This is a genomic window from Neptuniibacter caesariensis (assembly GCF_000153345.1).
Lineage (GTDB): Bacteria > Pseudomonadota > Gammaproteobacteria > Pseudomonadales > Balneatricaceae > Neptuniibacter > Neptuniibacter caesariensis.
Window position 1 is genome coordinate 1,903,007 of record NZ_CH724125.1, and the last position, 25,219, is coordinate 1,928,225.

A 25,219-nucleotide genomic window follows, 5' to 3' on the forward strand; every position below is an offset into this window, starting at 1 on the left:
CTTCCTCAACCCCCGCCAGAGCAGGCTTCTGCCAAATACTACTCAGCCTACTCACTAAGTTATCCACAGATTCACGGGATAAGTTTGGGCTAGCTAATGATCAGTGGACAAGCATTCAAAATAAAGAAGCTTCCCAAAAACAAAAAAACCGCCGATAACGGCGGTTTTTTCTAGCCACTAGAAGCTAGCGACTTATATTTAGGAGTGATGCTTAGCTGACAGCATCATCTGCTTCGATATCTTTCATAGACAGCTTGATACGACCACGCTGATCTACATCCAGTACCTTAACAGTCACTTCCTGATCCATCTGGATGTAATCTGTCACTTTCTCTACGCGCTTGTTAGCGATCTGAGAGATGTGAACCAGACCATCTTTACCAGGCAGGATGTTTACAAAGGCACCAAAGTCTTCGATACGAACAACTTTACCTTTGTAGATCTGACCGATCTCAGCTTCAGCAGTAATCTCGATGATCTTATCAGTTGCTGCTTTAGCTGCTGCTTTATCTTCAGCGTATACGCGAACTGTACCGTCATCTTCGATATCGATAGATGCGCCTGTCTCTTCAGTCAGAGCACGGATTGTTGCACCACCTTTACCGATAACGTCGCGGATCTTCTCAGGGTTGATCTTCAGCTGAGTCAGCGCCGGAGCGTTATCTGGCAGCTCAGGACGCGCGTAACCGATAACTGTCGCCATCTCTTTCAGGATATGAACACGTGCTTCGTATGCCTGTTCCAGAGCGATGTCCATAATCTCTTCAGTAATACCAGTAATTTTGATATCCATCTGTAGAGCTGTTACACCACGTTCTGTACCCGCAACTTTAAAGTCCATGTCGCCCAGGTGGTCTTCATCACCCAGAATATCAGTCAGGACAGCAAACTTGTCGCCTTCCTTAACCAGACCCATTGCAATACCAGCAACAGGAGCTTTCAGCGGTACACCTGCATCCATCATAGATAGAGATGCGCCACATACAGAAGCCATGGAGCTTGAACCGTTAGATTCAGTAATTTCAGATACGATACGGATAGTGTATGGGAACTCTTCCTGAGTAGGCAGAACCGCAGCAACACCACGACGAGCCAGACGACCGTGACCAATTTCACGACGACCCGCACCACCCATACGACCACACTCACCTACAGAGTAGGGAGGGAAGTTGTAGTGAAGCATGAATGGGTCTTTACGCTCACCTTCAATCGCATCGATGATCTGCTGATCACGTGCAGTACCCAGCGTACAAGTAGCGATCGCCTGAGTCTCACCACGGGTGAACAGTGCAGAACCGTGTGTACCCTGAAGAACATCGATCTGAACATCGATACCACGAACCGTTTTAGTATCACGGCCATCGATACGCGGCTCACCGTTTACGATACGGCCACGAACGATCTCTTTCTCCAAAGAGCTAACGATACCAGATACATCACCTGCAGAAGGCTGACCTTCTTCTTCACCTGCCAGCGCTTCAACAGCTTTGGCACGTAGTTCAGCCAGTGCATTCTGGCGCTGCATTTTATCAGCAACCTGGTAAGCAGCAGTGATACCTTCACCTACTTCAGCACGAACCTTAGCAATCAGTGCTTCATCTTTAGCTGGCGCTTCCCATACCCACGCTTCTTTACCCGCTTCAGCAGCAAGTTCATTAACCGCGTTGATAACAACCTGCATTTCCTGATGAGCAAACAGAACAGCACCAAGCATCTCATCTTCAGACAGTTCCTGAGCTTCAGACTCAACCATCAGAACCGCATCAGCAGTACCCGCTACCACCATGTCCAGCTCAGACGTTTGCAGCTGCTCGAATGATGGGTTTAACAGGTAACCTGCATCTTCAGTGAAACCAACACGTGCAGCACCAATTGGGCCCTGGAATGGGATACCAGAGATAGCCAGTGCAGCAGAAGTACCGATCATTGCAGCGATATCCGGATCATTCTTCTTGTCCGCAGATACCACAGTACAAACCACCTGTACTTCGTTCATGTAACCTTTCGGGAACAGTGGACGAATAGGACGGTCGATCAGACGAGAAGTCAGTGTCTCTTTTTCAGATGGACGTGCTTCACGCTTGAAGAAACCACCAGGGATACGGCCTACCGCATAGTATTTTTCCTGGTAATGAACAGACAGAGGGAAGAAATCCTGACCCGCTTTCGCTTCTTTAGCGCCTACAACGGTACACAGAACTTCGTTACCACCCATTTTGACCAGAACAGATCCTGTCGCCTGGCGCGCTACGCGACCAGTTTCGATAGTAACTTCCTGACCACCAAACTGAAAAGTTTTAGTTGTTACTTGGAACACAATAATTTCCTTTAATATTTTCAGTGGGGTAATGAAGGTAACGGTTCAAGCCATATGTCTTGCCAGTACTCAAATGAGCTCTTACTTATGCCATAGCTGGCGAAAGCGCATTGGAGTACAGGCGGGATGAATACGTTAACTTCGGGACTACCCCAGATAAAACCGGGGCCATACATTGTATGGCCCCAGAGAATTCACACTAACTTAGCGACGTAGACCCAGACGCTTGATCAGCTCAAGGTAACGATCTGCATCTTTACCTTTCAGGTAGTCCAGCAGCTTACGGCGCTGGTTTACCATGCGGATCAGACCGCGACGTGAGTGGTGGTCGTGCTTGTTTGCTTTGAAGTGAGACTGCAGACCTTCGATGTTAGCAGACAGCAGAGCTACCTGTACTTCTGGGGAACCTGTATCACCTTCGCCACGTGCGTAATCAGCAACGATCGCCGCTTTTTTCTCAGCAGTTAATGCCATTTTCATATCTCCTAAAAACATGCACACAACTCAAACGGAGTTGCCGGATTAATTGAAACGATGTACCGAGCATGTTTTCAGTACAACGCCACATCAGCCCTCTAACGAGAACCAAAAAATCTTTATTGATCAGCTTCAGTACAGATAAGGCGCTTAGGTTTTAGCTGTTGTTCGACGACTTCGGCAACGCCTAAAAAACGTTCTGCATCGCTGTCTAGTGATGTACCAAACAAGCGAATCAGGCTACCTTCTGCATAATTGGCATTCGCTACCGCTTGGCCATGCATAATCAAACTGGTTTGCTGATCATTTAATCGAACTGCCGGTAGATCATCCACAGCAGCCCAGGCTGGCAATAATAGCTTATCCAGCTCGATTTGTATGCCTTTTTGCTGTTCTTCAGTCGTGTTTTCGGGCACTAATTCGCGCAGCTCATCCAAACTCATCATTCGGTCGGCGGTGAATGCCCCAACATCCAGTCTATGGAGCATTTTAACGTGCGCCCCACAACCTAGAATATGTCCAAGATCTTCGACAATCGAACGGATATAAGTCCCTTTAGAGCAATAAACTTCCAGATCGATTTCATCATCACGCAAAGCGGTTAACTTGATCTCGTGGATCGTCACTTTACGCGGCTTCACTTCAACTTGAATGCCCTTACGCGCCAGTTTATAAAGTGGCTGCCCCTGGTGTTTTAATGCAGAAAACATCGAAGGAACTTGTTCTATTTCACCACTGAACTCTGACTGCAAAATCGCATCGATCTTGTCTTCAGTCAGATCGGTCGGCACAGGCTTTTCTTCAACTACTGCACCATCAGCATCACTAGAATCTGTACGAACACCTAGCTTAGCTGTAGTGATATAGCGCTTATCTGAATCAAGCAGGTGCTGTGAGAACTTGGTTGCTTCACCAAGACAGATCGGAAGCATGCCTGTAGCAAGCGGATCTAACGCACCGGTATGTCCCGCTTTTGCGGCATCATAGATACGACGAACCTGCTGTAAAGCTGAATTAGAGGAGATACCAGGCGGTTTATTCAACAAGAATACACCGTCGACCGCCCGGCCTCGGGATTTTCTACGACGTCCCACGCTTAGTCCTCGTCGGAGTCGTTTTTATCAGTTGCGTTCTGATTTTCCTGACGAATTGTCGCTTCAATCAGATGATGCAGATGTCGACCACGCTCGATAGTCTCATCGAAGTGGAAACGCAGCTGCGGCATGATACGTAATTTAATATTGCGTGCCAGCTCACCGCGCAGAAAGCCTGCCGCGCTGTTAAGCACTTTGAGAGAATCAACGATCGCTTCTGCTTCATCCTTACCATTCAAAGGCAGAACAGTAATATAAACATCAGCAAACCCCAGATCCTTGCTCACCTTGACATAACTTACAGTCACCATACCAAGGCGAGGATCTTTTATTTCGAACTGTATTAACTGAGCCAGCTCCCTTTGGAGCTGGTCAGCAATTCGTTCTGTACGACTATAATCGCGTGCCATAAAGGATTATTTATACCTTAAAGTGTGCGCTGAATTTCAACGGTGTCGTAAACCTCAATCTGGTCTCCGACTTTAACATCGTTGTAGTTCTTAACGCCGATACCACATTCCATACCCTGGCGAACTTCGTTAACGTTATCTTTAAAGCGACGCAGGGATTCAAGCTCACCCTCATAGATAACAACGTTTTCACGTAGGACACGGATTCGTTTGTTACGGTAAACCGTACCTTCTGTCACCATACAACCCGCAACAGCACCGATCTTAGGCGCTTTAAATACATCACGTACTTCAGCAATACCCACGATCTCTTCACGGTATTCAGGGGACAGAAGACCACCCATCGCCTGCTTAACATCATCAATGATGTCGTAGATAACGCTATAGTAACGAAGCTCAATACCTTCACGCTCAAGAACCTGACGCGCCTGAGCATCGGCACGAACGTTAAAGCCGACCATCAATGCATCCGCTGTTACTGCAAGGTTAGCATCTGTTTCAGCGATACCACCTACACCACCAGATACGATGTTCACCTTAACTTCATCAGTAGATAGATCTTCCAATGCGTGAGTCAGGGCTTCCAAAGAACCACGTACGTCGGTCTTCAGTACGATATTGAACTGCTTAACATCACCTGCCTGCATGTTGGCAAATAGGTTTTCAAGCTTAGATTTCTGCTGACGTGCAAGCTTAACATCACGGTATTTACCCTGACGGAATAGAGCAACTTCACGTGCTTTCTTCTCGTTAGATACCATGGTGAATTCGTCACCCGCGTTTGGCGTACCATCCAGACCCTGAATTTCTACAGGGATCGCAGGGCCTGCGGAATCGATCGGCTTACCGTTCTCATCCAGCATCGCACGAACACGACCGTAGTGAAGGCCAGCCAGCACGATATCACCTTTACGTAGCGTACCGTTCTGTACCAGCACAGTAGCAACAGGACCACGACCTTTATCCAGACGAGATTCAACCACAACACCCTGCGCAGGCGCGTTAGGTACTGCAGTCAACTCAAGGATTTCAGATTGCAGCAGTACTGCATCCAGCAGATCATCAATGCCCTGGCCGGTTTTCGCAGAAACATTAACGAACTGGTTCTCACCGCCCCACTCTTCCGGGATAACATCCAGTGCTGCCAATTCGTTTTTAACACGATCCGGGTCAGCCTGCTCTTTATCGATCTTGTTAACAGCAACAACCAGAGGAACACCAGCCGCCTTCGCGTGCTGAACCGCCTCTTCAGTCTGCGGCATTACGCCATCATCTGCTGCAACAACCAGGATTACGATATCCGTTACCGATGCACCACGTGCACGCATTGCGGTAAACGCTGCGTGGCCCGGTGTATCCAGGAATGTAACCATGCCGTTATCGGTATCTACGTGGTAGGCACCGATATGCTGGGTAATACCACCCGACTCACCCGATGCAACACGTGATGAACGAATATAGTCAAGCAGGGATGTTTTACCGTGGTCTACGTGACCCATTACGGTTACGACCGGAGCACGACCTTCAGAATCACCCTGTTGCGCCTGAATGCTTTCCATCAACGCTTCTTCTACAGCGTTTTCCTGCATTGGCTTAGGCGTGTGACCCATCTCTTCTACAACAAGCGTTGCTGTATCCTGATCGATTACCTGGTTAATAGTCGCCATAGCGCCCATACCAAACATCACTTTGATCACTTCTGCTGCCTTAACGTTCATCTTCTTCGCTAGGTCTGCAACCGTGATACTCTCTGGAATAGAAACTTCCATTACCTGTTGAGTCGTTGGCTCCTTGAAGCCGTGTTCATTAGGCTTGTTAGAAAGTGGCTTGCCGTTCCTACCGCGGTTACGGCTAATCTTGCCACCACGACGATCATCGTTACCGCCTTTTTTCTTGCCTTTACCACGACGATTGTCATCGCCTGGACGCGCATCGCCTGAAGCTTTGAAACGCGCTTCAGCTTTCTGCTGGCGGGCTTTCTTCTCAGCTTCCTGACGAGAACGCGTTTCAGCTTCTTGCTTCTTACGTGCTTCTTCTGCCGCTTTGCGATCAGCTTCGGCTTTTGCTTCTGCTTCTTGAGCTGCTTTCTCTTCAGCTTCTTTAGCCGCTTTCTCTTCAGCTTCACGCGCAGCCTGAGCCGCAGCTTCTTGTGCCGCTTGCTCTGCTTCGCGATTGCTCTCTTCCTGCGGCTGAACATCCTGAGCTGCTACTTCGGTTTCAGCTTGCTCAGCACCTTCGTCCATCTCAGAGCGCTTAACGTAAGTACGCTTTTTACGCACTTCAACGTTAACTGTCTTCTTCTTGCCTGATGCGCCCGCCACTTTCAAAGTGGAGGTAGTTTTACGCTTCAGGGTGATCTTTTTCGGCTCACCCTCATCTGTATCTTCACCGTGGCTACGCTTTAGGTGATTCAGTAGAGACTGTCGTTCTGTTTCTGAAACTTCAGCAGTTTCATTTTTACCTGAAATACCGGCTTCCTGCATTTGCTCTAACAAACGCTCAACGGAAACACCAACCATTTCGGCAAGTTGCTTAACTGTTACTTCTGCCATTAGGAGGCTCCTCTTCCGTTAACCTTTACTCTTCAGCAAACCATGGTGCACGAGCAGTCATGATCAACGCTGCGGCTTTCTCTTCGTCTAAACCTTCGATATCCAACAGATCATCGATTGACTGTTCAGCAAGGTCTTCCATCGTGATAATGCCCTGCGCAGCCATCAGGAAGGCTAAGTGCTTATCCATACCTTCCATTGTCAGAAGATCTTCTGCAGGCTCAGCCTTGTCTAACTTCTCTTCGCTTGCAATAGCAAGGTTCAACAATGCATCTTTTGCACGCTTACGCAGCTCTTCCACGATATCTTCATCGAAGCCATCAATTTCCAGCATCTCATCAACCGGAACGTAAGCAACTTCCTCAAGCGTTGTGAAGCCTTCTTCCACAAGTACTTCTGCAACATCTTCATCTACATCCAGATGATTGATGAAGTTATCGATCACAGAACCGACTTCAGACTGATGCTTAGCCTGAGCATCTTCTTCTGTCATTACATTCAGTTCCCAGCCAGTTAGCTCAGAAGCCAGGCGAACGTTTTGACCACTTCGGCCAATCGCCATTGCCAGGTTTTCTTCGGCAACAGCTACATCCATTGAGTGAGTTTCTTCATCCAATACAATGGATGCTACCTCTGCAGGCGCCATCGCATTAATGACTAACTGTGCTGGATTGTCGTCCCACAGAACGATATCAACACGTTCGCCACCTAGCTCGTTAGATACGGCCTGAACACGCGCGCCACGCATACCAACACACGCGCCTACCGGATCAATTCGTCCATCGTTGGTTTTTACTGCAATTTTTGCACGAGAACCTGGATCACGAGATGCCGCACGAATTTCGATCACTTCTTCCGAAATTTCTGGTACTTCGATACGGAACAGCTCGATCAGCATCTCATTACAAGAACGGCTCATAATCAGCTGAGGGCCACGACCTTCTGAACGAACTTCTTTCAGAACAGCTCGTACACGGTCACCCATGCGGAAAGCTTCGCGCTGGATAAGCTGGTCACGCGGTAATAGCGCCTCAGCATTATTACCCAGATCAACAATAATATTATCGCGTGTGACTTTTTTAACACTGCCCGAGATCAACTCACCCTGACGATCACGGTACTGCTCAACAACTTTCGCACGTTCAGCTTCGCGAACTTTTTGTACAATAACCTGCTTCGCCGTTTGTGCTGCGATACGACCGAATGCAACAGATTCGACCTGTTCTTCGTGAATGTCACCTGGCTGAAGCGCAGTATCAATCTCTTCCGCTTCTTCCATTGTCAATTCGGTACCTAGTGCAGGCACTTCTTCATTACTTACCACTAACCAGCGACGGAAAGTCTCGTAATCACCGGTAGCACGATCGATCACAACACGGATATCCGCTTCTTCGTCGTAACGTTTCTTAGTTGCCGTAGCCAGTGCCACTTCGATTGCTTCGAAGATTACTTCTTTCGGAACATCTTTCTCGTTAGAAACTGCTTCCGCAACCAACAGAATCTCTTTATTCATTTGTCTGCCTCGCCTAAGACCTCTAATCCACGTTTAGAACTGAGGGATAATGTTTGCCCGATCGATGTACTCAATCGGCAGCATATATTCTTCGTTATCTACAACAACCAGCACATCGTCTCCCTCAACCCCGTTGAGCACGCCTTTGAATTTACGGCGACCTTCAAAAGCGACACGTAATCGAATCTGAATTTCAGAACCCGCATAAGCTGCGAACTGCTCAAGCGTAAAGAGAGGACGTTCCATACCTGGTGAAGAGACCTCCAGGGTATAGTTCCCCGCAATCGGGTCTTCTACATCCATAATCCCGCTAACCTGATGACTTACTTTGGCGCAATCATCAACGTTGATTCCGTTTTCGGAATCGATATACACCCTAAGAGTGCTGTGTTTTCCCTGTGAGAGAAACTCAATACCCCAGAGCTCAAACCCTAGCGCGCTGACTGAAGGCTCAATCAACTCATGTAATAGTTTCATTTTCGCTGACACGAATAACCCACCTGTACTTACACTAAGGCAAAGCCTTACTTTTCAATAAGTTAAGCTTTGAACCATGAATTACAAAAACAAAAAATGGGTCATATGACCCATTCCCGATATACAACCCAGCAACGATATGCCTGCTGTATTTCACTTACGAAAAAGCCCCTTAAAAGGGGCCTTACGTTTAAGCATCTGAGTTTAACATTCAGATGACTAAATAAGGTTGGTAGCGGGGGCTGGATTTGAACCAACGACCTTCGGGTTATGAGCCCGACGAGCTACCAAGCTGCTCCACCCCGCATCAAACTCTTTCTTAGTTCAGATACCTTAATTCTGAACCAGATTGCCGATTGATAGTTCAACATAATAAACATCAATCCGCTAAAAAACAGGTGCGTATTGTATACGTACCATCGTTTTTTTTCAAGATAATGGTGCCCAAGGCCGGACTTGAACCGGCACGGCCTGACGGCCACTACCCCCTCAAGATAGCGTGTCTACCAATTCCACCACTTGGGCAACAAACTTTTACGAACTATTAGTTGGCTTTCGGAATATCTGATTCTGCAGGAACTTCTGCAGGTTTAGACTCTTCCAGTGCAGGCAGCTGAGCCTGATCTTCGGCCGCAGCAGCATCTGCCGCAGCTCTGCTTTCGATCACTTCAGCAGAAGGGATACCTGCATCACTAACAGTATCAGCTTTGTTTTTCGCGTATACGGCCAAAACAAAACTTGTAGCAAAAATACCCGCAGCAACGATCGCTGTCATACGCGACAGAAAGTTACCACTACCCGTGCTACCGAAGACAGTCTGAGATGCGCCAGCACCAAAGGATGCGCCAGCCTCAGCACCTTTACCCTGCTGCAGCAGAATCAGGCCAATAATGGCAGCTGCCAGCAACACATGAATAATAAGAACTACTGTTTCCATCTCTAAACCGTCTGTTTATGCATCTGCCGCTTGGCAGATCGCAATAAAATCATTTACTTTGAGAGACGCCCCACCAACAAGGCCTCCATCAACATCAGCATTGGCAAAAAGTTCTGCAGCATTTGCTGCGTTAACACTCCCACCATACAGAATTCGTGTTTTCTCTGCAGTCGCCGCGTCACTTTTGGCAATTTCAGCACGAATTGCCGCATGAACTTCTTGCGCCTGCTCAGGTGTAGCTGTTTTACCCGTACCGATTGCCCAAACAGGCTCATACGCAACAACTGCATCTGCAAATTTTTCTATGCCGGCAGCATCTATCACTGCATTTAGCTGGCGGGAAACCACTTTCAGCGTTTCGCCATTTTCACGCTCATCAAGTGTTTCACCTACACATAAAATAGGCTTAACACCAGACTCAACAGCAGCAATAAACTTAGCTGCTACCAGTTGATCAGTCTCTGCATAAAGACTGCGGCGCTCAGAATGACCCAGAATCACATACTCACAACCCAGGTCATTCAACATCGATAGAGAGACTTCTCCAGTAAATGCGCCATTAGCATTTTCGCTAACATTCTGCGCACCAACGCTGATCTTTGAAGATTCAGTCAGGCTTTTAACCTGCGAGATGTATACTGATGGCGGACAAACCAAAACTTCAACAGAAGAAGAATTTATTGAATTTACCAGACCATCCATCAATTCATTGATGGAGTCAGTATTACCATTCATCTTCCAGTTGCCGGCTACAAAGGCTGTACGCATCGATACCCCCTATCAAAAGAGGCGCAAATATTAACTGGCTTAACTTAAACTTTCAAGCGCCAGCAACGCTTTTTCCACATCCTTTGCCAACTGCTCACAAAGCTGATTTACTTCAGCCTCATCTTCGCCTTCAATCATAACCCGAACAACCGGTTCAGTTCCCGAAGGCCGCAACAATACCCGACCACGATCTCCAAGCTTAGTTTCGACTTCAGCAACTGCAGCATCGATCTCAGCAACACCATCAATACTGACCTTCTGCTCCATACGAACATTGATCATTTTTTGCGGCAACTTAGTCATTCCAGCACGAAGTTCACTCAGACTCTTACCCGTTTCCACTGCAGCTTTCAGCACTTGCAAGGCAGCAACTGTGCCATCGCCCGTAGTGGTCAAATGACGGCAAACAATGTGCCCTGAACTCTCGCCGCCTAACAGCCAGTCATTCGCATAAAGTTGCTCCATGACATAGCGATCACCCACTTTGGCACGAATAAAATGAATATCCTCACGGGCGTAAGCTTGTTCCAGGCCATAATTTGTCATGAGTGTACCGACAACACCACCCGTAAAACTGCCTTCGCGACGCATTTGAGCCGCAATAATGTATAGCAGCTCATCACCATCAACTTCCTGACCCAGATGATCAACCATAATCACCCGATCACCATCGCCATCCAATGCAATACCCAGATCTGCCTTTTCTGCGGTCACCACCGTCTGCAGACGCTGAGTCGCCGTTGCTCCGCACTCTTCATTAATATTCAGGCCATCCGGTGAAGAGGCAATTTCAACCACCTTCGCACCCAATTCATCAAAAACAGCAGGCGCCACATGATAAGTTGCACCATTAGCGCAATCCAATACGATTTTCAGGCCTTTAAGACTAATTCCACCGGCTGTTGCCTTACAGAACTCAATGTAACGACCCGCGGCATCATCAATACGTTTAGCTTTACCCAGCTCAGCAGAATCTACTGTCGTCATGGCAATATCCATTTGCGCTTCAATTGCCTGTTCAATCTCATCAGGGAGTTTTGTACCTTCAGATGAGAAGAACTTGATACCATTATCAAAGTAAGGGTTATGGGAAGCGCTGATCACGATACCCGCATCAGCACGAAAGGTTCTGGAAAGATAGGCAACAGCCGGGGTAGGCATAGGCCCCGTGAGTAACACATCAACGCCAGCAGCCGACAACCCAGCCTCCAGCGCAGATTCAAACATATAACCAGAAATTCGCGTATCTTTACCGATCAGGATTTTGCTTAACCCTTCACGCGCAAACACTTTACCTGCTGCCCAGCCAAGCTTTAGTACAAAATCAGGTGTAATTGGAAACTGACCTACCTTACCGCGAATACCATCAGTCCCGAAATAACGCTTACCCATTCTTATTTATCCTTCTACCGACTCGCGCATCATTGCACGCGTCATCTTAACGACATCCATTGTTTCAACGACATCATGAACGCGAATAATTTCCGCTCCCTGCATGACCGCCATTGCTACCGTTGCCAGACTGCCTGCCAAACGCTGATCAACGTCCCTTCCCAATACTGCACCAATCATCGATTTTCGTGACGTGCCAATAAGCACCGGAAAACCCATATTTCTCAGATGGGTTATATTGTTCATCAAGCGCAGATTATGCTCAACCGTTTTTCCAAATCCAAAACCCGGATCCAGGATTAAACGGTCCGAATCTATCCCTGCTGCCTCACAGTCTTTTACCCGTTGCGCAAGAAAATCCTCTACGTCATCCAGCACATCATCGTATGATGGACGATCCTGCATTGTCGCAGGACTGCCCTGCATGTGCATTAAGCAAATTGGCAAACCTGTTGCCGATGCAGCCTTAATAGCCCCTTCTCGACCAAGCGCCCTGACATCATTCAACAGACCTGCACCAACAGCTGCTGCCTCAGTCATGACTTCAGGGCTACTCGTATCAACCGAGATAACGACATCCAGTTCCTTAGCAATCCGTTCAACAACAGGAAGTACGCGATCCATCTCTTCCTGAAGACCTACAACCGCTGCGCCAGGCCGGGTAGATTCGCCACCAATATCGAGAATACTCGCACCGTCCCGAAGCATATTCTCAGCTCGCCGCAACACCTGATCGAGCAGTAAAGTACTGCCTGTATATAACTGACCACCATCGGAGAACGAATCAGGGGTTACATTAAGAATCCCCATCACCTGGGTATTGGAGAGATCTAACTGACGCTCTCCGCAGACTAGTTGTCGCATAGAGATAACTCTTTTTGAAAAATGCATTAAAAAAGGCCAGCATTCTCAGCCAGCCTTTTTGTTCAATCACTTACATTTAGTGAAGATTGTTATCAGGTGAGTTTGGCACATCCGGGTCTACCCCCTGATCGCCAGAGCTGTCAGACTGATCGGAAGGCTCATCAGTATCAACAGAAGGCTCTGCGGATTCTGCTTTAGCACCCGTATCATCGCCTTTATCACTCTCTTCAACCCAGCCTCCAGGTGCAGTTACAGACTCACGATTCATCAACTGATCGATCTGTTTACTATCGATCGTCTCATACTTCATCAAAGCCTGACACATTGATTCCAGGATATCTCTATTCTCTTCCAGAATCTGCTCAGCTTTACTGTAACACTGATCAATAATTTTACGCGTTTCTGCATCAATACGGCGCTGCGTTTCTTCTGCCAAAGGCTTAGCACCCTGACCATAGCCACGGTTAAACGGATCAGATTCTTCTTCGTCGTAAAGCAGAGGACCTAACTCATCCGTCAGACCCCATTTGGCAACCATATTACGTGCAAATGAAGTCGCGCGCTGAATGTCATTTGATGCGCCAGTGGTGACACCCTCTTTACCCAAGGTCATCTCTTCGGCAATTCGACCGCCGTATAGCGAGCAAATATTCGACATGATTGACTGACGACTATGGCTGTAACGGTCTTCTTCAGGAAGAAACATTGTCACACCTAAGGCACGGCCACGAGGGATAATCGACACTTTATATACCGGATCATGTTCAGGCATTAAACGCCCAACGATTGCATGCCCTGCTTCATGATAAGCGGTATTAAGGCGCTCTTTCTCAGACATCACCATGGACTTGCGTTCGGCACCCATCATGATCTTGTCTTTGGCCTTCTCGAATTGATCCATACCAACGGTACGTTTGCTGGCACGCGCAGCAAAAAGCGCAGCTTCATTGACTAAGTTCGCCAAATCAGCACCCGAGAATCCAGGCGTACCACGTGCAATCAATTCTGGTTTAACATCTTCACCTAAAGGCACTTTACGCATGTGAACCTTAAGGATCTTTTCGCGGCCCCGAATATCCGGGAGACCCACATGGACTTGACGATCAAAGCGGCCTGGACGCAGCAGTGCCGGGTCCAAAACATCAGGACGGTTAGTCGCAGCAATGACAATAATGCCTTCGCTACCTTCAAAGCCGTCCATCTCAACCAGCAATTGGTTTAGCGTTTGCTCACGTTCATCATTACCGCCGCCCATGCCAACACCACGATGACGACCAACCGCATCAATCTCATCGATAAAGATGATACATGGTGCATTCTTTTTCGCCTGATCGAACATGTCACGTACACGAGACGCACCCACACCGACAAACATCTCGACAAAATCGGAACCTGAGATACTAAAGAAAGGTACTTTTGCTTCGCCGGCAATCGCTTTAGCTAACAAAGTCTTACCCGTACCAGGGCTACCTGCCATCAAAACGCCACGCGGAATATGACCACCCAGACGCTGGAATTTGCCTGGATCACGAAGAAAGTCTACTAACTCACGTACATCTTCTTTTGCTTCTTCAACGCCAGCAACATCGTCAAAGGTTGTCTTAATCTGGTCTTCGCTCATCATACGGGCTTTGGACTTACCAAAAGACATTGGCCCGCCTTTGCCGCCACCGCCTTGCATCTGGCGCATGAAGAACATGAATACAGCAATGATGACCAGAATTGGGAACGATGCGACCAGCAACTGAGTCCAGATGCTTTGCTGCTCTGGCTGCTTACCTTCAATAACAACGTTATTTTCGAACAGGTCATCAACTAATTTCGGATCAGATAACGCAGGACGTGTCGTTTCAAACATTTCGCCATTCTGGCGCTGGCCCTGAATTGTATATCCATCAATGATTACTTTTTCTACCCGACCCGATTTCACTTCGGACACAAAGTCGGAATAACTAAGTCTGTGCGACTCGGCACTTTCATTGAAATTATTAAAAACTGTCAGCAATACCGCTGCGATCACCAGCCATAGAACTAGATTTTTCGCCATATCATTCAATGGAATACCCTCAATTTGCTGATTTCTTTCTTAGCAATTATTTGAAACGCTAAACACTATACCATGCGGTCTCAATTGACCACTACAAACGGTATTAACCTTTAAACCCTTTACCTAACAGGTACACTTCGCGCGATCTTGCCCGCGAAGAATCAGGTTTACGCGTCACCACCTTGTTAAAACTAGTACGCATATCTTTTAAATATTGATCAAAGCCTTCTCCCTGGAAGACTTTAGCCACAAAATTACCACCAGGCTTAAGCACCTCTCGCGCCATATCCAATGCCAATTCGACTAAATACATCGCAGCGGGCTGATCAACCGCAGACATACCACTCATATTGGGGGCCATATCTGAAATTACAAGGTCTGCAGGTTCATCACCTAATGCCTTTAGAATGCGGTTCAAAACCTCTTCTTCAGTAAAATCACCCTGAACAAACTCCACTCCAGCCATACTATCCATCGGCAGAATGTCAGAAGCAACCACACGACCATGATCACCCACGCGCTCAGCAGCAATCTGTGACCAGCCACCCGGTGCAGCCCCTAAGTCAACAACCGTCATACCGGGTTGAAACAACTTATCCTTTTCATCCAGCTCTATAAGCTTGAAGCTCGCCCGAGAGCGATAACCAAGCTCCTTTGACTTTTTGACATAGTGATCATCAAAATGTTCTTTTAACCAGCGTTCGCTGCTTGTTGATTTTGCCACTGACGAAATGCTCTCTAGAATGATCGGGCTATGTGCTACTCAGAAGCACACAACTCAGGTAAAATTAGGCGCTATTGACTATGCTGAACCCTGAGTAAATTGATTCAGCCAAACTTTGAGGCAACGTATTTTAATATGAGCTTGAGCACTGAGCAAAAAAAGCATTACCGCACTATAGGCCACAAACTTAATCCTCTTGTTACTGTCGCCGGTAAAGGCCTGACAGAAACGATTCAACTTGAGGTGGATCGCGCGCTCGAAGATCACGAATTGATCAAAGTTAAATTCGCTGTTGGGGATCGTGACGTAAAAAAACAGCTGATCCGTGAACTTTGCGACATTGTTGAAGCAGAGCTTGTACAGGAGATCGGCCATATTGCTTTGATCTACCGTAGAGCGCTTAAGCCAAACCCTAAACTATCCAACTTGTTACGTTAATAGTTTAGCATTCACAAAAAAAGGGTGCCTTAGGCACCCTTTTTCATTTAGCTCATTCAGATATGAGCGACCTCATCGATCTCATATTCAGCAGCACCACCCGGGGTCTGAATATTCACAATATCGCCCTCTTCCTTGCCTACAAGGCCACGAGCGATAGGCGAGTTCACAGAGATCTTATTTACTTTGATATCTGCTTCATCGTCACCAACAATCTGATACGTTTTAGTTTCATCTGTATCAAGATTGATAATGGTCACCGTCGTACCGAAAATCACCTTACCTGTGTGAGGGATCGAAGTAACATCAATCACCTGACAGTTCGATAACTTTCCTTCCAACTCCTGAATACGACCTTCAATAAAGCCCTGCTGTTCACGCGCTGCGTGATACTCAGCATTTTCCTTCAGGTCACCGTGTTCACGCGCCTCAGCAATATCAGCGATAACGCGTGGACGATCTACCGTCTTCAGCTGATCCAGCTCTTCACGAAGTGCCTTCTCACCTGCAGCTGTCATTGGTACTCGATTCACAATTAAGCTCCCAGATCCTGAACGCGACGAACTTCTTTCTCTTCGCCGAACTGCAGTGCCATTGTGATAGCCTCTGCACCTGCCAGTGTCGTGGTGTAAGGCACTTTATGCTGAAGCGCACTGCGACGAATATCAGCAGAGTCTTCGATCGCCTTACGGCCTTCAGTCGTATTTACGATATAAGCAATTTCATCGTTCTTAATCATATCAATGATATTCGGACGACCTTCCATTACTTTATTCACAACCTCAGCTTCAATACCGCTCTCTTGAAGCAATTGCGCCGTACCCTTAGTCGCTACAAGTTTAAAGCCCAGAGCAACCAGATCTTTCGCCATAGCAGCAACAGCTGACTTATCAGCTTCACGCACGGAAACGAACGCTTTACCAGACTCAGGAAGTGTTTCACCCGCGCCAATATGCGCTTTCATGAATGCTTCGCCAAAAGTGGCACCCACACCCATCACTTCACCGGTAGATTTCATTTCAGGGGAAAGAATCGGGTCAACACCCTGGAACTTATTGAACGGGAATACCGCTTCCTTAACATTGTACAGTGCCGGTACGATCTCTTTAGTAAATCCAAGCTCAGCCAAAGATTTACCTGTCATTACCTGGGCGCCAATCTTAGCCAGAGAGACACCGATACATTTAGACACAAATGGAACCGTACGTGATGCACGAGGGTTAACCTCAATCACGTAGATTTCACCGTCCTGGTAAGCCAGCTGAGTATTCATCAGACCAACCACACCAAGCTCTAGCGCCATTTTACGCACCATCTCACGCATCTCATCCTGGACATCTGCCGCCAGACTGTACGGAGGGAATGAGCATGCAGAGTCACCCGAGTGAACACCCGCCTGCTCGATATGCTGCATAATTGCGCCAATAACAACATCTTTGCCATCGCAAACCGCGTCGATATCAACCTCTACAGCGGCATTCAGGAAGTGATCCAGCAATACAGGCGCATCATTAGATACCTGCACCGCTGTTGTCATATAGCGACGCAGTTCCTCTTCTTTGTAAACGATCTCCATCGCACGACCACCCAATACGTATGATGGACGAACAACCAGAGGGTAACCCAGCTTATCGGCTTCGATAATCGCTTCTTCCAGAGAACGCACAGTTGCGTTTTCAGGCTGCTTAAGGCCAAGGCGTTTCAGCATCTGCTGGAACTGTTCACGGTCTTCTGCGCGGTCAATCGCTTCTGGAGAAGTACCAATAATTGGTACGCCAGCCTGCTCAAGCGCAACAGCCAGTTTCAGTGGCGTCTGACCACCGTACTGAACAATCACACCTTTTGGCTTCTCAACGTGTACGATCTCCAGCACATCTTCCAGCGTAATAGGCTCGAAGAACAGACGATCAGAAGTATCGTAGTCAGTAGAAACTGTTTCAGGGTTACAGTTAACCATGATTGTTTCGAAACCGTCGTCACGCGCTGCGAGTGCTGCGTGTACACAGCAGTAATCGAATTCAATACCCTGACCAATACGGTTTGGACCACCACCGATAACCATGATTTTGTCACGGTCAGAAGGATTCGCTTCACACTCTTCTTCATAAGAGGAGTACATATAAGCGGTATCAGATGAAAATTCAGCGGCACATGTATCCACACGCTTATAAACCGGACGTACATCCAGGTTATGACGATGCTTACGGAACTGCTTCTCAGATACACCAAGAAGAGTTGCCAGGCGCTCATCAGAGAAACCTTTACGCTTAAGACGGAACACAGCATCTTTATCAAGATCAGACATTGCCATCTCAGATACGCGCTGCTCATCCTTAATGATGTCTTCAACCTGTACCAGGAACCATGGATCGATACCGCTGATCTCATATAGCTCGTCAACACTCATACCCATACGGAACGCATCACCCAGGTACCAGATACGCTCAGCACCAGGTTCTTTCATCTCACGTACGATCGTAGAACGCGCATCTTCACTAGTAATGTCGATGATTGGATCAAAACCTGTCGCACCAACCTCTAGACCGCGAAGCGCTTTCTGTAAAGATTCCTGCTGAGTACGGCCAATCGCCATAACTTCACCAACAGACTTCATCTGAGTTGTCAGACGATCATTTGCCTGTGGGAATTTCTCGAAAGTGAAACGAGGGATCTTAGTAACAACGTAATCAATAGATGGCTCAAACGATGCTGGTGTAGCACCACCCGTAATATCGTTTTGTAGCTCATCCAGGGTATAACCAATCGCTAGCTTCGCTGCCACTTTAGCAATTGGGAAGCCCGTTGCTTTAGATGCCAAAGCGGAAGAACGAGATACACGAGGGTTCATCTCAATTACAACCATACGGCCATCTTTCGGGTTCACACCAAACTGTACGTTAGAACCACCCGTTTCTACGCCGATTTCACGCAGTACAGCCAGAGAGGCATTACGCATGATTTGGTATTCTTTATCAGTAAGCGTTTGCGCTGGTGCTACAGTGATAGAGTCACCCGTGTGAACACCCATCGCATCGAAGTTTTCGATCGCACAAACAATGATGCAGTTGTCGTTTTTATCACGAACAACTTCCATCTCGTACTCTTTCCAACCGATCAAAGACTCATCGATCAACAATTCTGTCGTAGGGGAAAGATCCAGACCACGCTCACAGATCTCGATAAATTCTTCTTTGTTATAAGCGATACCACCACCAGTACCACCCATAGTAAAGGATGGACGGATGATACATGGGAAGCCTAGCTGCGCTTGAACCTGCAACGCTTCTTCCATGCTGTGCGCGATAGCGGCACGTGGACACTCAAGACCGATATTTTTCATCGCTTTATCGAAACGATCACGATCTTCCGCTTTATCGATCGTATCAGCGTTAGCGCCGATCATTTCAACGCCATGCTTTTCAAGAACGCCTTCTCGCTCCAGATCAAGCGCACAGTTCAATGCAGTCTGACCACCCATTGTAGGCAGTAGCGCATCTGGCTTCTCTTTGGCAATAATCTTTTCTACTGTTTTCCAGTTGATTGGCTCGATGTAAGTGGAATCGGCCATTGCTGGATCGGTCATAATTGTTGCAGGGTTAGAGTTCACCAGAATAACGCGGTAACCCTCTTCCCGTAGCGCTTTACAAGCCTGTGCACCGGAGTAGTCAAATTCACATGCCTGACCGATAACAATCGGGCCAGCACCCAGGATCAAAATACTTTGTAAGTCCGAACGTTTTGGCATCAGTAATAAACCAGTCGTATCAGTTAGTAACCGAGGCAGGAGGACAATTCACACCTGCCTTGTATCGTTTCTTTCAGTCGGTAAGGCTCAAGCCTTAGCTGCACGCATATCCGCAATAAAGCGATCAAACAGAGGCGCCACATCGTGTGGACCTGGGCTTGCTTCAGGGTGTCCCTGGAAGCTGAATGCAGCACGGTCGGTACGTTCAATACCCTGCAAAGAACCATCAAACAGTGACTTATGGGTAGCGCGCACATTTTCAGGCAGCGCATCTTCATCAACTGCAAAGCCGTGGTTCTGAGAAGTAATCATTACCTGTTTACCATCCAGATCCTGAACCGGGTGGTTAGCACCATGATGGCCGAACTTCATTTTTACTGTTTTAGCACCAGAAGCCAGTGCCAGAAGCTGATGACCCAAGCAGATACCAAAAACAGGCAGATCTGTTTTACAGATCTCCTGGATTGCTTCGATCGCATAATCACATGGTTCTGGATCACCAGGACCATTCGACAGGAATACGCCATCTGGATTCAGCGCCAGAACCTCAGAAGCAGGTGTTTTCGCCGGCACAACAGTAATCTTACAGCCACGTTCAACCAGCATACGCAGGATGTTGCGTTTAACACCATAATCATATGCAACAACGTGGAATTCCTGATCAGAAGGATTCTTATCTTCATGACCAGCGCCCAGCTGCCATGTAGAAGAGTTCCATTCATAGGTAGATTCAGTCGTTACAACCTGCGCCAGATCCATACCTTTCAGGCCTGGGAAGGCTTTAGCCTCATCCAGCGCTTTAGATTCATCAATCTCGCCAGCCATGATGCAGCCGTTCAATGAACCTTTCTCACGTAAAAGGCGAGTCAGACGGCGCGTATCAATATCTGCAATACCAACGATATTGTTGTCTTTAAGATACTGATCAAGATTTTTTTCGTTACGGAAATTACTCGCAACTAATGGCAGATCACGGATAACCAGGCCAGCTACCCAAGTACGGGACGATTCTTCGTCCTCAGAGTTTGTACCTGTATTACCAATATGTGGATAAGTCAGGGTTACAATCTGACGGCAGTAAGATGGATCTGTCAAAATTTCCTGGTAACCCGTCATAGAGGTATTAAATACAACCTCGCCGCTAGACAGACCGTCTGCGCCAATGGCTAAGCCCTTGAAAATACTTCCGTCCTCAAGAGCAAGAATGGCTGGTCTCGCCAATTGAACCTCCCCGCGTAAATTCGCAACAACAAAAATCAGAAACGATACGTGCAAAAAAGCGAGGTAAAACCGAAATTCAACCTCGCTTCCTTGTTAAGAAATCTGTGTAAAAGTTTGCTTCAGGCAAACCGGCTGTATTTTACGCTATAGATCCGTATTTTGTCTATCACGCACACGCAAAAATAGGCAAATCATCGATTAACTATTTTTTGAACTAACACTCTAATTAATACTAGTGTCACATTCCGGTAGTAAAAACCCTCTTGATTCTGCTCTTCAGATTCTCAACCAAGAGAAATTAAGGTTTACCATGAATATTTCCGCCATCACACGACTTGCGGGCGCATCTTTAGCAATTATTGTAACACTACTTGCCGCAGCCATTTTCTGGTCACTGGAAAGACTAGATACCGCCTTCTCAATGAAAGACCACTACCACACATATAAAGAAAAGATATATCTTCTTCTTGAGAAGCCCGTTTCGTCTTACCTCATGACCGGAGATGCTACACAGCTCACAACGATCGAAAAAAACCTTGAGACCCTGGCCTCCAAAACTGAACAAGAGCTTCCAGCTGATATAGCCGATAATGTCATCAGCCAATTAACACTACTAAAAGATGTCACGCTCTCAGAACTTCGCGCAGCCGGTAAATTAAATCAACCTGAACAGCTACTTATCCACAGCGAAAGGGAGCTTAATGGCGCAATTAGTTCAGTACGGGAATACGCATTACAAGCCGACTTCAGCCAACAGAGCCTGCAGCAGGAATACTTAAACAAATTAAGCCTTATCCAGCAAAACTTGCTCGAACTGAGCCACAACCGGCAGGCATACTTCTCAAAAAACACAGATAAAAGCGCGCAACAGATCCAATTGCAACTAGACAGACTTACCCAACTGGCTAACGAACTCTATGGGCTCGATCGATTAGGCATTTATAAAGAACCAGAAGACGATGAAGATGACCTGTCCGAGCTACTGGGCATTAGCAGCGACGACAAAGAAGAAACCGTTAAGGAAGAACTGGGCGATGAACCAATTTCAACTATTCGCTCCCAAGTGAATCGTTACCCTAAAGAGCTAATGAATGCGCAGAAATTCAGCGCACAAAAACAAACATCAAAGAAGAATGCCCAAGCAGCAGTTATTACACTAAATGACAGCGTCACAGCAATTTCGGAACAAATTTCAGCCAAATACGACAGCATTCGCATGTCGGTATACTACCTAATGGCACTGTGTATCATTCTGATCATGATCACCGGAATATCGATGAACTTCCTCTTGCGCCGGCTAGGCAACATTCTCATGATCACAACAAACTACATTGATCAGCTATCCCATGGCCACTTTAGCAGCAACGTTAGTATCGATTCGAAGATCACCGAAGCCCAGACATTACACGCCTCAATCGAGCGACTACAGGCTTTCTTTAATAAACTAATGAGCAATATTCGCCAAGAGACCAGCAACCTCAAGAGCCTGCAAAATGAAGCGTCGTGCCAGGCCATTCAACTAGAAGACACAATCAATCAGCAACAATATGCTACTCAAAGCGCTGTTGAGCAAATCACCCAACTAAACGACTCATTTATCGAAGTTGCAGCCAGAGCCAGTCAGACTAGCTCAGCGACACAAGATGCATCTGATAGAGCGATTTCCGGCTACCAACAGATCAAAGAAACACGCCAGTATATAGATCGACTTAATACTGAGGTCTCAGGAACTGCTGAATCACTAAACGCGCTCCAAGAGGACTCTATTGCCATTCAGAATGTACTCGGTGTAATTCAAGGTTTTGCAGAACAAACCAACTTACTCGCACTCAATGCAGCAATTGAAGCTGCACGAGCAGGCGAAACAGGTCGCGGGTTTGCCGTTGTTGCTGATGAAGTCAGGAATCTGGCAGCAAACACCGCCAAATCAGCCGACGAAATTCAGGAAATAACAACCCGCCTAAACAAAACAACAGAAGCAACCGTTGAAAAGATGGGCATTCAGCAAAAGGCAGCGACAGAAACTGTAAATCTTGCCGAAGATGCACAAGCCGCATTTAAACAGATCAGGAATTCCATCTCTGAAATTAATGATATGAGTACCTTGATTGCGTCATCGACAGAAGAACAAACTGCCGTGACATCTAACATCACCCAGACAATTGAAACGACTGATTCTCTCACCAAGAATTCAACCAGCGCAGCCGAAGCAAATAAGCTGCAAGCCACAAAGCTGGCACATACTAGCGACAAGCTCAGCGAGCTAATAAGTAAGTTAAATTAAACGAAATAAAAAGCCCGCGGACAGCGGGCTATTTTTGAAAGATCACTCTGGCTATTTATGCGGGAAGGCTGCCCAATCTTTAAGCCCCTGTTGCAAAGCTTTTGCCATAAAGCCATCTGCAATCATCTCTTGAACAGTTTTAGCTAACTGACCTCTAAGTTTGCCCGTATTGCACTTAGACAGGTGAGACACCGTAAGATAAAGTCCCTCACTACTAATTGCGGGTTCCAAAACATTTAGCTCAGCTGCAACCCCTAACAGCTCAGCATAAGCTAAACCCGGGTTCTTTTCATAGAGCGCATACTCAGCCCGACCTCTGTTTACCATCATAAAGGCCTGCTTCAATGAAGCCACATAAGAAAGCTCAAGCTCCTTCTTAGCATATTCATCAAACTCCTGACCAAAGCTATTATTAATTACAGTCACACCTGAGTATTTCTTTAAATCGTCGCGCTGCGAATAATCAACGGTTGCACCACTCTTAGTCCAGACAACACTCGTTGTATCTAGAAAAGCCGGATAAACGTAGTCCATATACTGAATTCGAGGAACCGTATAAAAAGCCCCTGCCATAAGATCGATACGGCCGGTTTTCAGCATATCCTGTGCTCTTGCCCAGGAACCTACATCCTGAAGCTGTATTTCAACCTTCATCCGCCGAGCAAGCTCATCAAAGATCAGACGATTGGCACCTAGCAATGCCTTAGTCCCATCATTGGCCCGCCATAAGTAAGGGGGATATTCAGAATTACCGGTTGCTGTTAATACATTACACTCATCAGCCTGAATAGCTGATGCTGACAACGCAGCAAAACCTATAACTGATGCATAAACTAACTTTTTCAATCCGAGCATGACAGAGAGCCTACTATCTACAACGAAAAATGCAGTTAGGCTCAGTATAGGCAGCAACTATTTATCTCAGCAAGTTTAGACCAGAAGTATTTATGATTAGATATTCAACAGATAGTTAAAATTCGATGAGGCAACTAAAGGCGGATAAAGGCAGATAAGAGTAGCTAGCAGCAAGCAACTAGGGGCTAGGGGCTAGGGGCTAGTCACTCGCCGGTTGGGGGCTTTTAGCCCATTGGGGTATGAACGATGACCTACAATAAGTTGAAAGCTACGCTTCCACTCGCTTCGCGACGCCTTCGGCGCTTCAACCTGGCACCTTCGGTGCACCGGTTGTCACATGGAGCCTTTGTAGTAACAATAAATCATCGCTTCAATAACGAAAAAACCCCTACCGCGTCAGCGATAGGGGTTTCTCGTAATTAAATGCTTGGCGATGACCTACTCTCACATGGGGAAGCCCCACACTACCATCGGCGATGCTGCGTTTCACGTCTGAGTTCGGTATGGGATCAGGTGGTTCCACAACTCTATGGTCGCCAAGCAAAACTGTTACAACTCGGATCTGATTCTTCTTATCTTTGATTTAGAGCTCTATGACTGTAGCTTTTCGTACTGCGCTAATTCGTTACTCTCTATCGTTCTTACTAACTAAACCACAAATTATCTTCCAAACACCTTTGGCGTTATATGGTCAAGCCTCACGGGCAATTAGTACTGGTTAGCTCAACGCCTCACAACGCTTCCACACCCAGCCTATCAACGTCTTAGTCTTAAACGGCCCTTTAGGGGAATCAAGTTCCCAGTGAGATCTCATCTTGAAGGAGGCTTCCCGCTTAGATGCTTTCAGCGGTTATCCCGTCCGAACGTAGCTACCCGGCAATGCAATTGGCATCACAACCGGTACACCAGAGGTTCGTTCACTCCGGTCCTCTCGTACTAGGAGCAACTCTTCTCAAATCTCAAACGCCCACGGCAGATAGGGACCGAACTGTCTCACGACGTTCTAAACCCAGCTCGCGTACCACTTTAAATGGCGAACAGCCATACCCTTGGGACCGGCTCAGCCCCAGGATGTGATGAGCCGACATCGAGGTGCCAAACACC

Annotated in this window: 19 protein-coding genes, 2 tRNA genes and 1 rRNA gene; 2 read left to right on the forward strand and 20 right to left on the reverse strand. The window is 47.1% G+C overall.

The window, feature by feature from the left end:
* Positions 1–211: 211 nt before the first annotated feature.
* From pnp to rlmE, 15 genes are all read right to left on the reverse strand, one after another.
* Positions 212–2,317, reverse strand: a complete 2,106-nt coding sequence (gene pnp / locus MED92_RS08800; protein WP_007021177.1) for a polyribonucleotide nucleotidyltransferase — start codon at positions 2,315–2,317, stop codon at positions 212–214.
* A 204-nt stretch (positions 2,318–2,521) separates the two neighbouring features.
* Positions 2,522–2,791: a 30S ribosomal protein S15 gene (rpsO, locus tag MED92_RS08805; RefSeq protein WP_007021178.1), complete on the reverse strand. Its 270-nt coding sequence runs from the start codon at positions 2,789–2,791 to the stop codon at positions 2,522–2,524.
* Positions 2,792–2,913: 122 nt separating this feature from the next.
* Positions 2,914–3,888, reverse strand: a complete 975-nt coding sequence (truB, locus tag MED92_RS08810; protein WP_040661696.1) for a tRNA pseudouridine(55) synthase TruB — start codon at positions 3,886–3,888, stop codon at positions 2,914–2,916.
* Between the two features lie 2 nt (positions 3,889–3,890).
* Positions 3,891–4,298 carry a 30S ribosome-binding factor RbfA gene (gene rbfA, locus MED92_RS08815; protein WP_007021180.1) on the reverse strand — a complete coding sequence of 136 codons (408 nt, stop codon included), beginning with the start codon at positions 4,296–4,298 and terminating at the stop codon, positions 3,891–3,893.
* A gap of 17 nt (positions 4,299–4,315) precedes the next feature.
* A complete protein-coding gene (infB, locus tag MED92_RS08820; protein ID WP_007021181.1) occupies positions 4,316–6,850 on the reverse strand; it encodes a translation initiation factor IF-2 in 2,535 nt (844 codons plus the stop codon).
* Positions 6,851–6,875: 25 nt separating this feature from the next.
* A complete protein-coding gene (gene nusA, locus MED92_RS08825; protein ID WP_007021182.1) occupies positions 6,876–8,363 on the reverse strand; it encodes a transcription termination factor NusA in 1,488 nt (495 codons plus the stop codon).
* Positions 8,364–8,396: 33 nt separating this feature from the next.
* Positions 8,397–8,852, reverse strand: a complete 456-nt coding sequence (gene rimP, locus MED92_RS08830; protein ID WP_007021183.1) for a ribosome maturation factor RimP — start codon at positions 8,850–8,852, stop codon at positions 8,397–8,399.
* 218 nt (positions 8,853–9,070) lie between these two features.
* Positions 9,071–9,147: transfer RNA gene (locus MED92_RS08835), tRNA-Met, on the reverse strand.
* A gap of 131 nt (positions 9,148–9,278) precedes the next feature.
* Positions 9,279–9,365 (reverse strand) — tRNA-Leu (locus MED92_RS08840).
* A 19-nt stretch (positions 9,366–9,384) separates the two neighbouring features.
* The gene (gene secG / locus MED92_RS08845; RefSeq protein ID WP_007021184.1) at positions 9,385–9,777 is read right to left on the reverse strand and encodes a preprotein translocase subunit SecG; all 393 of its coding nucleotides are present in this window, start codon (positions 9,775–9,777) and stop codon (positions 9,385–9,387) included.
* 15 nt (positions 9,778–9,792) lie between these two features.
* Positions 9,793–10,545, reverse strand: a complete 753-nt coding sequence (gene tpiA / locus MED92_RS08850; RefSeq protein WP_007021185.1) for a triose-phosphate isomerase — start codon at positions 10,543–10,545, stop codon at positions 9,793–9,795.
* 39 nt (positions 10,546–10,584) lie between these two features.
* Positions 10,585–11,937: a phosphoglucosamine mutase gene (gene glmM / locus MED92_RS08855; RefSeq protein ID WP_007021186.1), complete on the reverse strand. Its 1,353-nt coding sequence runs from the start codon at positions 11,935–11,937 to the stop codon at positions 10,585–10,587.
* 6 nt (positions 11,938–11,943) lie between these two features.
* Positions 11,944–12,801 (reverse strand): dihydropteroate synthase, encoded by an 858-nt coding sequence (gene folP / locus MED92_RS08860; protein ID WP_007021187.1) that lies wholly within the window; start codon positions 12,799–12,801, stop codon positions 11,944–11,946.
* Between the two features lie 76 nt (positions 12,802–12,877).
* The gene (gene ftsH / locus MED92_RS08865) at positions 12,878–14,848 is read right to left on the reverse strand and encodes an ATP-dependent zinc metalloprotease FtsH (RefSeq protein WP_007021188.1); all 1,971 of its coding nucleotides are present in this window, start codon (positions 14,846–14,848) and stop codon (positions 12,878–12,880) included.
* 103 nt (positions 14,849–14,951) lie between these two features.
* Positions 14,952–15,572: a 23S rRNA (uridine(2552)-2'-O)-methyltransferase RlmE gene (rlmE, locus tag MED92_RS08870; RefSeq protein WP_007021189.1), complete on the reverse strand. Its 621-nt coding sequence runs from the start codon at positions 15,570–15,572 to the stop codon at positions 14,952–14,954.
* Positions 15,573–15,707: 135 nt separating this feature from the next.
* Between rlmE and MED92_RS08875 the strand changes: the two genes are divergently transcribed.
* Positions 15,708–16,010: a YhbY family RNA-binding protein gene (locus tag MED92_RS08875; protein ID WP_007021190.1), complete on the forward strand. Its 303-nt coding sequence runs from the start codon at positions 15,708–15,710 to the stop codon at positions 16,008–16,010.
* Positions 16,011–16,066: 56 nt separating this feature from the next.
* On the opposite strand, the gene greA is transcribed toward MED92_RS08875, so the two are convergent.
* The 3 genes from greA to carA form a co-directional block, all read right to left on the reverse strand.
* A complete protein-coding gene (greA, locus tag MED92_RS08880) occupies positions 16,067–16,543 on the reverse strand; it encodes a transcription elongation factor GreA (protein ID WP_154715156.1) in 477 nt (158 codons plus the stop codon).
* Between the two features lie 2 nt (positions 16,544–16,545).
* On the reverse strand, positions 16,546–19,755 hold the full coding sequence (gene carB, locus MED92_RS08885; RefSeq protein ID WP_007021192.1) for a carbamoyl-phosphate synthase large subunit: 3,210 nt from the start codon (positions 19,753–19,755) through the stop codon (positions 16,546–16,548).
* Between the two features lie 87 nt (positions 19,756–19,842).
* Positions 19,843–20,976 carry a glutamine-hydrolyzing carbamoyl-phosphate synthase small subunit gene (carA, locus tag MED92_RS08890; RefSeq protein ID WP_040662487.1) on the reverse strand — a complete coding sequence of 378 codons (1,134 nt, stop codon included), beginning with the start codon at positions 20,974–20,976 and terminating at the stop codon, positions 19,843–19,845.
* 310 nt (positions 20,977–21,286) lie between these two features.
* On the opposite strand from carA, the gene MED92_RS08895 reads away from it, so the two are divergent.
* The gene (locus tag MED92_RS08895; protein ID WP_007021194.1) at positions 21,287–23,260 is read left to right on the forward strand and encodes a methyl-accepting chemotaxis protein; all 1,974 of its coding nucleotides are present in this window, start codon (positions 21,287–21,289) and stop codon (positions 23,258–23,260) included.
* 51 nt (positions 23,261–23,311) lie between these two features.
* Here the strand turns inward: MED92_RS08895 and MED92_RS08900 are convergent, their stop codons facing one another.
* Complete coding sequence (locus tag MED92_RS08900; protein ID WP_007021195.1) at positions 23,312–24,115, reverse strand: substrate-binding periplasmic protein; 804 nt, start codon at positions 24,113–24,115, stop codon at positions 23,312–23,314.
* A gap of 425 nt (positions 24,116–24,540) precedes the next feature.
* Positions 24,541–24,656 (reverse strand): 5S ribosomal RNA (rrf, locus tag MED92_RS08905).
* Between the last annotated feature and the right edge of the window lie 563 nt (positions 24,657–25,219).

What these genes read in the sequence shown, in the direction of transcription:
- rbfA (WP_007021180.1), bottom strand. Translation starts at nt 4,298, where the DNA reads ATGGCACGCGATTATAGTCGTACAGAACGAATTGCTGACCAGCTCCAA.
- ftsH (WP_007021188.1), bottom strand. Translation starts at nt 14,848, where the DNA reads ATGGCGAAAAATCTAGTTCTATGGCTGGTGATCGCAGCGGTATTGCTG.
- MED92_RS08875 (WP_007021190.1), top strand. Translation starts at nt 15,708, where the DNA reads ATGAGCTTGAGCACTGAGCAAAAAAAGCATTACCGCACTATAGGCCAC.
- infB (WP_007021181.1), bottom strand. Translation starts at nt 6,850, where the DNA reads ATGGCAGAAGTAACAGTTAAGCAACTTGCCGAAATGGTTGGTGTTTCC.
- tpiA (WP_007021185.1), bottom strand. Translation starts at nt 10,545, where the DNA reads ATGCGTACAGCCTTTGTAGCCGGCAACTGGAAGATGAATGGTAATACT.
- rpsO (WP_007021178.1), bottom strand. Translation starts at nt 2,791, where the DNA reads ATGGCATTAACTGCTGAGAAAAAAGCGGCGATCGTTGCTGATTACGCA.
- glmM (WP_007021186.1), bottom strand. Translation starts at nt 11,937, where the DNA reads ATGGGTAAGCGTTATTTCGGGACTGATGGTATTCGCGGTAAGGTAGGT.
- folP (WP_007021187.1), bottom strand. Translation starts at nt 12,801, where the DNA reads ATGCGACAACTAGTCTGCGGAGAGCGTCAGTTAGATCTCTCCAATACC.
- carB (WP_007021192.1), bottom strand. Translation starts at nt 19,755, where the DNA reads ATGCCAAAACGTTCGGACTTACAAAGTATTTTGATCCTGGGTGCTGGC.
- secG (WP_007021184.1), bottom strand. Translation starts at nt 9,777, where the DNA reads ATGGAAACAGTAGTTCTTATTATTCATGTGTTGCTGGCAGCTGCCATT.
- MED92_RS08895 (WP_007021194.1), top strand. Translation starts at nt 21,287, where the DNA reads ATGAATATTTCCGCCATCACACGACTTGCGGGCGCATCTTTAGCAATT.
- MED92_RS08900 (WP_007021195.1), bottom strand. Translation starts at nt 24,115, where the DNA reads ATGCTCGGATTGAAAAAGTTAGTTTATGCATCAGTTATAGGTTTTGCT.
- nusA (WP_007021182.1), bottom strand. Translation starts at nt 8,363, where the DNA reads ATGAATAAAGAGATTCTGTTGGTTGCGGAAGCAGTTTCTAACGAGAAA.